This is a genomic window from Microcoleus sp. T2B6 (assembly GCF_036700475.1).
In the GTDB taxonomy this organism is placed as follows: domain Bacteria; phylum Cyanobacteriota; class Cyanobacteriia; order Cyanobacteriales; family Microcoleaceae; genus Microcoleus.
In genome coordinates, this window is record NZ_JAUBOZ010000057.1 from 42,639 (window position 1) to 49,791 (window position 7,153).

Annotated in this window: 8 protein-coding genes; 5 read left to right on the forward strand and 3 right to left on the reverse strand. The window is 43.7% G+C overall.

Annotated elements, in window-relative coordinates; translation table 11 throughout:
• Nucleotides 1-95 precede the first annotated feature (95 nt).
• Nucleotides 96-1,511, forward strand: coding sequence for a DNA polymerase III subunit gamma/tau (dnaX, locus tag QUA00_RS22555; protein WP_333411184.1), 1,416 nt, complete (start codon nt 96-98; stop codon nt 1,509-1,511).
• Nucleotides 1,508-2,464 carry a DNA polymerase III subunit delta gene (gene holA / locus QUA00_RS22560; RefSeq protein ID WP_333411185.1) on the forward strand — a complete coding sequence of 319 codons (957 nt, stop codon included), beginning with the start codon at nt 1,508-1,510 and terminating at the stop codon, nt 2,462-2,464. Before dnaX ends, holA begins: the two co-directional genes overlap by 4 nt.
• Nucleotides 2,465-2,717: 253 nt before the next feature.
• Here holA and QUA00_RS22565 read toward each other — a convergent pair whose 3' ends face one another.
• Nucleotides 2,718-2,915 carry a hypothetical protein gene (locus QUA00_RS22565; protein ID WP_333411186.1) on the reverse strand — a complete coding sequence of 66 codons (198 nt, stop codon included), beginning with the start codon at nt 2,913-2,915 and terminating at the stop codon, nt 2,718-2,720.
• A gap of 3 nt (nt 2,916-2,918) precedes the next feature.
• Nucleotides 2,919-3,044, reverse strand: coding sequence for a hypothetical protein (locus QUA00_RS22570; RefSeq protein ID WP_015179671.1), 126 nt, complete (start codon nt 3,042-3,044; stop codon nt 2,919-2,921).
• Nucleotides 3,045-3,184: 140 nt separating this feature from the next.
• On the opposite strand from QUA00_RS22570, the gene QUA00_RS22575 reads away from it, so the two are divergent.
• Nucleotides 3,185-3,631, forward strand: coding sequence for a DUF6932 family protein (locus QUA00_RS22575; RefSeq protein WP_333411187.1), 447 nt, complete (start codon nt 3,185-3,187; stop codon nt 3,629-3,631).
• Nucleotides 3,628-4,161: a helix-turn-helix transcriptional regulator gene (locus tag QUA00_RS22580; protein ID WP_333411188.1), complete on the forward strand. Its 534-nt coding sequence runs from the start codon at nt 3,628-3,630 to the stop codon at nt 4,159-4,161. The genes QUA00_RS22575 and QUA00_RS22580 overlap by 4 nt, the downstream gene beginning before the upstream one ends.
• A gap of 334 nt (nt 4,162-4,495) precedes the next feature.
• Here QUA00_RS22580 and QUA00_RS22585 read toward each other — a convergent pair whose 3' ends face one another.
• Nucleotides 4,496-5,098, reverse strand: coding sequence for a hypothetical protein (locus tag QUA00_RS22585; RefSeq protein WP_333411189.1), 603 nt, complete (start codon nt 5,096-5,098; stop codon nt 4,496-4,498).
• 640 nt (nt 5,099-5,738) lie between these two features.
• On the opposite strand from QUA00_RS22585, the gene QUA00_RS22590 reads away from it, so the two are divergent.
• On the forward strand, nt 5,739-7,153 hold a 1,415-nt coding region (locus tag QUA00_RS22590; protein WP_333411190.1), incomplete at its 3' end, for a DEAD/DEAH box helicase.

Here is a 7,153-nt window from a genome sequence, read left to right on the forward strand (position 1 = left end):
AACAATTCTGTAGCAAGATTTTTTAGAAATGGCATAACTTCAGGCATGCCTCCCCTATCGGGGAATAGTTACCAGAAGTATTCTAACGACTCAAAATGTACCAACCACTGCACCTCAAATACCGCCCCAAAAACCTACAAGAATTAGTGGGTCAAGACACCATCAAAACCACCTTGACCAATGCCATCACCTCCGACAAAATTGCTCAAGCTTACCTATTCACTGGCCCCAGAGGAACAGGCAAAACCTCAACCGCTCGCATCCTTGCTAAATCCCTCAATTGTTTGAATAGCAAAAAGCTAACCGCCACTCCTTGCGGGGAATGTTCAAGCTGCAAAACCATTGACTCCTGTTCAAGCTTAGACGTAACTGAAATCGATGCTGCCTCTCACAATGGCGTGGATGATGCCAGAGAATTAATACAACACAGCAACTTTGCGCCAGCGATGAGCCCTTACCGCATCTGGATTTTAGACGAGTGCCACCAACTCAGTACCAGCGCTCAAAATGCTCTCCTCAAATGCCTTGAAGAACCTCCGGCTCATGTGGTATTTATTCTCTGTACGACTGAAGCACATAAAGTCCTGCCGACAATTATCTCCCGCTGCCAAACTTTTAACTTCCGAGCCTTGTCAGTTGATGCTATTGTCGGACAATTGCACAAAATTAGCTCCGCTGAATCTATTGAGATCGCAAGTGAGGCCATGCGGGTGATCGCTCGCACCTGCGACGGGGGGTTAAGAGATGCCCTACAATTACTTTCTCAGCTTTCACTGCTAAACTCAGAGATTACCCTAACTCAAGTTGCAGAAGTATCTGGCAGTATCAGCGAGCAAGAGTCGATCGCCCTTCTCAAAGCCATTCATTCTGGCGATACCTTAAGCGTACTGCAATCTTCGAGAACGCTCATTGACAGCGGCAAAACCCCCAAACAGATTCTCAGTAGCTTGCTAGCAGCAATGAGAGATTTGCTCATTGTCAAATCAACGCGCCACTGCCAGAATTTAATTGCAGGGCCAGTAGGCTACTCACAACTGCGCTCGCTCGCTCTTCATCTCGATTTTGAAACAATTGATGCGGCTTGTACACAATTGCAAAAATCAGAATTTCAATTGAGAACTAGCACCAATGCTGCTACCTGGTTAGAAGTCGGCCTGCTGAACTTGATGCTGTCAAGCAAACCCGCTGCCCCCGAAACGCGGTTGCCGGCAACTTCCCAATCTAATCAGCCTGACAAATTTGATAAAACCCCTCAAAAAATAGAGGCAGATTCTCCTGACTTTGAGACAACTTGGGCGCAAGTAGTAGCAGCAGCGAAACCAGGAAATCGTAGCCTCTTAAACCGCGCTCAAATTGCCGAACTTTCGGCTGATTCATGTGTGTTAGCAGTAGAAAGAAAATACGCGAACAAGTTTCAGAGTCACCTTGAATCCGTGCAGCGGATCGTTACTAAAGCTTTAGGCCGCTCTGTTACTGTAACTGTCAAACAACAGGAGGAGTTAGCAGCATGATTAGCATCCTAATTGGGAATGATACCTACGCAATTGAACGAGAAGTTGAAAATTTTAAGACTCAAACTCATCCTCTATGGCGAGATTTTAACATCCACCGCTTCCATGCTTCTTCCCTGGATGCAGCCCTCTCTGCTGCTGCTTCAGTTCCTTTCGGCGGTGGAAACAAACTTATTGTCGTTGAAAATTGCGATTTCAAGCAATTTGGAGAAATGGGGCTAGAATTGCTGCAAATCTTGCCCCAATTACCTGCTACAACGCACTTAGTTTTCACTGCTGCTGTTATCGACAAGCGACTCAAGGTAGTTAAGCATTTGTTGCAGTTTGGTAATCTCAAGGAGTTTACTCTCATTCCTCCTTGGCGTACTGATTTGATTGAAAGTGCGATCGCTGCTACTGCTAAACAGATGAATCTCTCAATTGCCAGAGATGCTGTCAGTTATTTAGCGGTAGCGATTGGCAACGATTCTGCTAGAAGAGTCAATGAACTGGAGAAATTAGCCATTTATGCAGCGGGATCTCGCATTAGGAAAGAAGCTGCTAAAATCCTCGTTCCAGCTACCACAGCCAGCAGTTTCCAACTTGCCGAAGCTCTTTTAAAAGGTCAAGCATTGGCGGCAATTAAGGTGCTTGATGAATTGCTATCTCGGGCAGAGTTTCCTTTAGCAATTATTGCCACTCTCCAAACTCAGTTTAAAACTTGGCTGTGGGTAAAAGCTACTATCAATTCTGACCAACAACGTTCTGATAGCGAAATTGCTAGTATGTGCGGAATTAGTAACCCCAAACGGCTGTATTTCCTTAAGCAGGAGGTTAAGGAAGTATCTGCGAACTTCTTAAGTCGATCGCTCTCCATTTTGTTTGATTTAGAAATTGCTCTCAAAACAGGAGATAAGCCTGACTCGATGTTGCCTGCTTTGCTCAGCATCACTCAACTCACTCACCTTAAATAACAGGAAAGCGCTGCCGAGTTAATTCGGCAGCCTTTCATTAAAGGCGTTGTTAAAAAAGCTGTTGTTTCATTACTTATCCAAGTTATTTTTTAACATTTTTGGCGTAATATAATGTACAATAAGTCCAGATTTGTTGCCAAATTTTACTGGAACTAAAGTCTAAGAGAGTCGCTTGCATCGAGCGGACTAAATAAAGTTTTGCTCGCTTTCCGCTTACCATATTTTTTCTGTAAGGTAATTTCGTCAATGCGAGTTACAACCGACCCAGCAGGTGGAGTTGTATTGTTGGCCCGGATGCTTGTTGCAAGTCGTAGCTGTATGATGTGACGTTGCCAAATACATCTGTCATCGATTTGACCTGTTCCAAGGCATCATAAACTACTGATTGACTGTTACCTTGGGAAGTTCTGATAGCGACGATTAGGCCCTCCGAATCCTCGTCGTATTCCATCGTTTAGGTGTGAGTTTGACCGTTGAGTCTAAATGTAGTTGTGGCGACTTCTATTTGACCGTATTGAGTCGGAATATTGGGAACATTCGGTGTCGAATTAGACCTGAAAGTTAACTCAAAACCCTGCATCGCACCAGTCGCTTCTGTTACAACTTATTAATTATCACTCATAGCGATGGCTTTTTGCCTGCATATTCAGGTATGCTGAGGAAATCAATAGCTATAAAAACCAACAATAAAATTGTGTTAAAATGTAAAGGTGTGAGGGCATGATTCCCGAATTTGATGAGAACGGCAACTTGCCACCAGGAGTGTATTGGGCCGAATGGGAAGAATTCAAAGATCGCTTTGGAATAACACCACTTCGTACTCGCATGATAGAGGGTTTGCAAATGGCAATGGAGCAGCTAAAGGCAGCAGGATGCCGAACAATTTACATCAATGGTAGTTTTATTACTAGCAAACTAGCTCCTCGAGATTTTGATGCTTGTTGGGATAGAGAAGAGGTTGATATGAATTATCTGAAAACTCATGCTCCTCGACTGAGAAATTATGCAGATAGAGCCGCACAGAAAGCTCTTTATCGCGGTGAAATATTTCCGTCCGACCAGCCCGTCGGTAGTTACGATCTAACTTCCTATGAATTATTTCAACGGGACAGAGAGCTGCATCCTAAAGGAATTATTGCTATAGATTTAGTAAGGTGGTCGCCATGATTAGAAATAAAAAGCAATATGAGTATACCCAAGAGTTAGCGAAAAGATGTGAATCTACGCTAGCCCAGTATGACGCCCAAGATGAAGAGGTGAAAAAGAACGATCCTTGGTGGTTAGTGATGCGTGAATCTATCCAAAGTCATCTGGATACTTTTAGGGCAGAAATAGCTGAGTATGAAAGATTGGTGGAGTGCGATCACACTCAAGACCTCAAAATTGAAGTAGATTCGATTTTAGAGCTGCCAAGAGTCTTAATTAAAGCTCGAATTGCTGCGAAAATGACTCAAAAAGAACTTGCAGATAGACTGGGGCTGGAAGAAAATCGAATTAAGCAATACGAAGACTCAGATTATCAATGTGCGAGTTGGGTGGAAATTATCGATATTACTGAAGCTTTAGCGGTTGAGCTGAAAACAGCTAGTTTTGTGGTGGATTTTCAGGAGATGGAAGGGAGGAAAAGTTCTCTGGCTGAGTTTGTAGAACGACAGCGAAAGCAGTTAGAATTTAAAGCTCAGAAAGTCGAAAAATAGTCATTATTTATTGTCCAATACGGTTCATTTAAGACAGTCCGTTCAGTAAAACGATGTGAAAAACAGACGGGATTGCTTTCCTACCCTTCACCGAACGCCTTCGGCGAACGGATCGCGAAAGCTAACGCGAAGACGCTCGCAATGACAAAAACAGTTAACCCAAGCGTATTGAGTTATTGTCTAGATATCGCAGCAGTTTTTGAGGGTACAATCGCACTCTCATCTCTATTTGTATAAACTTCCGAGCCGCAATAAACTTACCCACTCTCATCATTATTACACTTCCCAGTGAAAATCAGTTAACCGATCTACTCAAAAAACGTTTAATAACAGCTCAACTTTCCTGCATCATCCAAACAAGAAAGCCCAAGATTTGCTCAACAGGAGGTAGTGGATAATCTGTAAGGTCAATGGACGCGCATTGCTCTTCTAGTTTAAGAAACCGCCAAACTGTACCGCTAGTTACCGTTCCGTAAATCGTCGATATCGGCTGTTGCTTTTGTTGGTTAAAGCGTTGAGCTGCAACCATTTCTGCAAGGCATTGCCCAAGAGCCGGTTTAAGGTCTTCTTTTTTGGCTGACACCAATATAACCGCAGGGGCTTTGATAAATAGTTGCTCCGGGGAACGACTAAGAAGAAAGTCAACATACCCTGTGAGTTCAGCCTCCGGTTCTACATTGAATTCTTCGCCTGAAAAAACGCTAATCTGTCCTTGAAGTTGGCGTTTTACTTCTAGTAACACAGGATTGATAATCCCCTCCGAACGAGCTTTTTCGCTACTCACCGCGATCGCCCAGGGAATCGTTTCTTTAAGAATATCCTGTAGTAAAGGGCTAGGAGTGACAGGGGAAATTTCTGGTAAGAAACGCGAGCCTTCAATGATTGTGAGATGGAAATCATCTACAGCTTTGCTGAGAGTAAATTTACTGTAAGGCATAGGTTTATTATTCTTAATTGGATACTATAACACTTCGGGGTTAAATGAGGTACATCTGGTAATTGGTAATTGGTAAGTAGTAGGACACAATTAATTACACAAAACTTTGGGCGACAAGCCTTGTCTAGTAAAGAATCAGCAAAAAATCAGTGTGTAATTAATTCTGTCCAATTACTTAATTGGTAAGCTGTCGCGTCTTTAAATTATATACTTCAATCCTTGTAGAAAAAGCGTAAAAATTTCTCCCTCTCTCCCCTTCTCCCTTTCTCCCCCTCTCCCTCTCTTCTTTGCTACATTCCAACCTTCAACTCCGAACTGCACTCTCTTCCCCTCTCCCTCTCTTCCCCTCATTCCCAATAGACACTTTAAATGCGTAGCAGCTTAATGGGCAGTTGACGCCTCACTTGCTTGAGAACCGCTATATACATAGCAAGTGTACTGTGTTAATGCTAGCGTCTCACGGGGCAGGGTAATCGCGCAGTGAGCCAGAGACCTACCGTTTCCCTAGTTCCTGAATCCAAACCCATAATTGCCACCAAATTCAGTCCGACTCCCAGTTGGTTTTTTTGGAATTTCCTCTCTCCTTCTTTTTCCTACCTATCGGTAGTAAGAGAGAAAAGATTCATTCTTAGAGTGACCAATGCCTCCCAATTATATCAACCTTCTTTCCCAACTAATAGCCAGACATGATTTTCACCCAAATAACTTTCCAGAAGCAAGCCATTTGCAGCCAACTGCAACAGCCGAATTGTGTGAGTTTTTAGGCGAAGAGGTTATTTATCAGACAATCGCGACTGCTACAACTCCTAAGCTCTACAAAATTCCTCAAGACTTGCCGCCTTCAATAATTTCTGCTTTGCACTGCCAAGGCATTCAACAGCTTTATTCGCACCAAATTAAAACACTCAAAGCCGTGCGCCAGGGCAAAGATGTCATCCTCAGCACAGCAACAGCTTCTGGCAAATCTTTAAGTGCGTACTTGCCTATTTTAGAGGGCATTCTCCAACATCAATTTACTGCACTCTCTATTTATGGCTTGAAAGCTTTAACAGCCGACCAAAGTCAAAAACTTGCCGATTTGCTCCAACTGATTCCTGAGCCTGCGCGCCCGCGCCTTGCCCTTCTAACTGGAGATACTCCTCCCAAAACCCGAGAACAATTATTAGCTGCAAATCCTAGCATAATCAGCGCCACACCAGAGTTAATTCACTATGCGCTGAAAGGCGTTCACTGGAGTCAGCCTTGGCAGCACTTTTTAAGTCGCCTCCGCTATATTGTCCTAGATGAAGCTCACACTTTTAACGGAGTTTACGGAGCTAACATGGCTAGCTTAATTCGCCGCTTAAAATTGGCAGTAGACGAGCGCGGAGGTTGTTCTCACAAACTGCAATTCCTGATGTTGAGTGCTACCGTTGGCAATCCCGTTAAATTAGCGAAGTTACTATCTGGTAGAAGTCGAAAGCGAAATATCAATAAACCCGAGCGGTTAGTTTGGATTAACTCTAGCGGAGCTGCTGTCCCTGAACGGCAATTAATTGTTACTAAACCGACTCATGATGCTAATTCCGATGTTGCTCGCATCATTATGTTTTTGTTGCAGCAAGGGCAAAGCGGAATTTGCTTCGGTAACGGCCGACAAGCAATTAAGAACTTGTGGGCAACTTTTAAGCAAGAAGCTGTCACTCAAACTAACTCGGGAATTGAGTCGCAAGTAGCAATTTTCTACGGCAGCTTAACAAGCGAGCGCCGCATGGAAATTATTAACTCTTTGCAGTCAGGAACAGTTAAGTGTATCCTGAGCACTAGCGCTCTCGAAGCGGGTATTGATTTGCCTCAACTTGATTTTGCTATTATTAGGGGATGGCCGGGAAGCTTGCAAGCTTTTAGGCAGAGGGCTGGCAGGGCTGGTCGCGCAAACTCCGGTTTAATTGTCTTCATTCCCATTGCACAATCACCTTTGGATAACTATTTTGCCGAACGCCCTGAATTGTTGCTGTCGGCCGAATCTGAATTGGTGAGCTTTAATGCCAATTATCCCATAGATATTGCCAAACA

What these genes read in the sequence shown, in the direction of transcription:
- dnaX (WP_333411184.1), top strand. Translation starts at nt 96, where the DNA reads ATGTACCAACCACTGCACCTCAAATACCGCCCCAAAAACCTACAAGAA.
- holA (WP_333411185.1), top strand. Translation starts at nt 1,508, where the DNA reads ATGATTAGCATCCTAATTGGGAATGATACCTACGCAATTGAACGAGAA.
- QUA00_RS22565 (WP_333411186.1), bottom strand. Translation starts at nt 2,915, where the DNA reads ATGGAATACGACGAGGATTCGGAGGGCCTAATCGTCGCTATCAGAACT.
- QUA00_RS22570 (WP_015179671.1), bottom strand. Translation starts at nt 3,044, where the DNA reads ATGCAGGGTTTTGAGTTAACTTTCAGGTCTAATTCGACACCGAATGTT.
- QUA00_RS22575 (WP_333411187.1), top strand. Translation starts at nt 3,185, where the DNA reads ATGATTCCCGAATTTGATGAGAACGGCAACTTGCCACCAGGAGTGTAT.
- QUA00_RS22580 (WP_333411188.1), top strand. Translation starts at nt 3,628, where the DNA reads ATGATTAGAAATAAAAAGCAATATGAGTATACCCAAGAGTTAGCGAAA.
- QUA00_RS22585 (WP_333411189.1), bottom strand. Translation starts at nt 5,098, where the DNA reads ATGCCTTACAGTAAATTTACTCTCAGCAAAGCTGTAGATGATTTCCAT.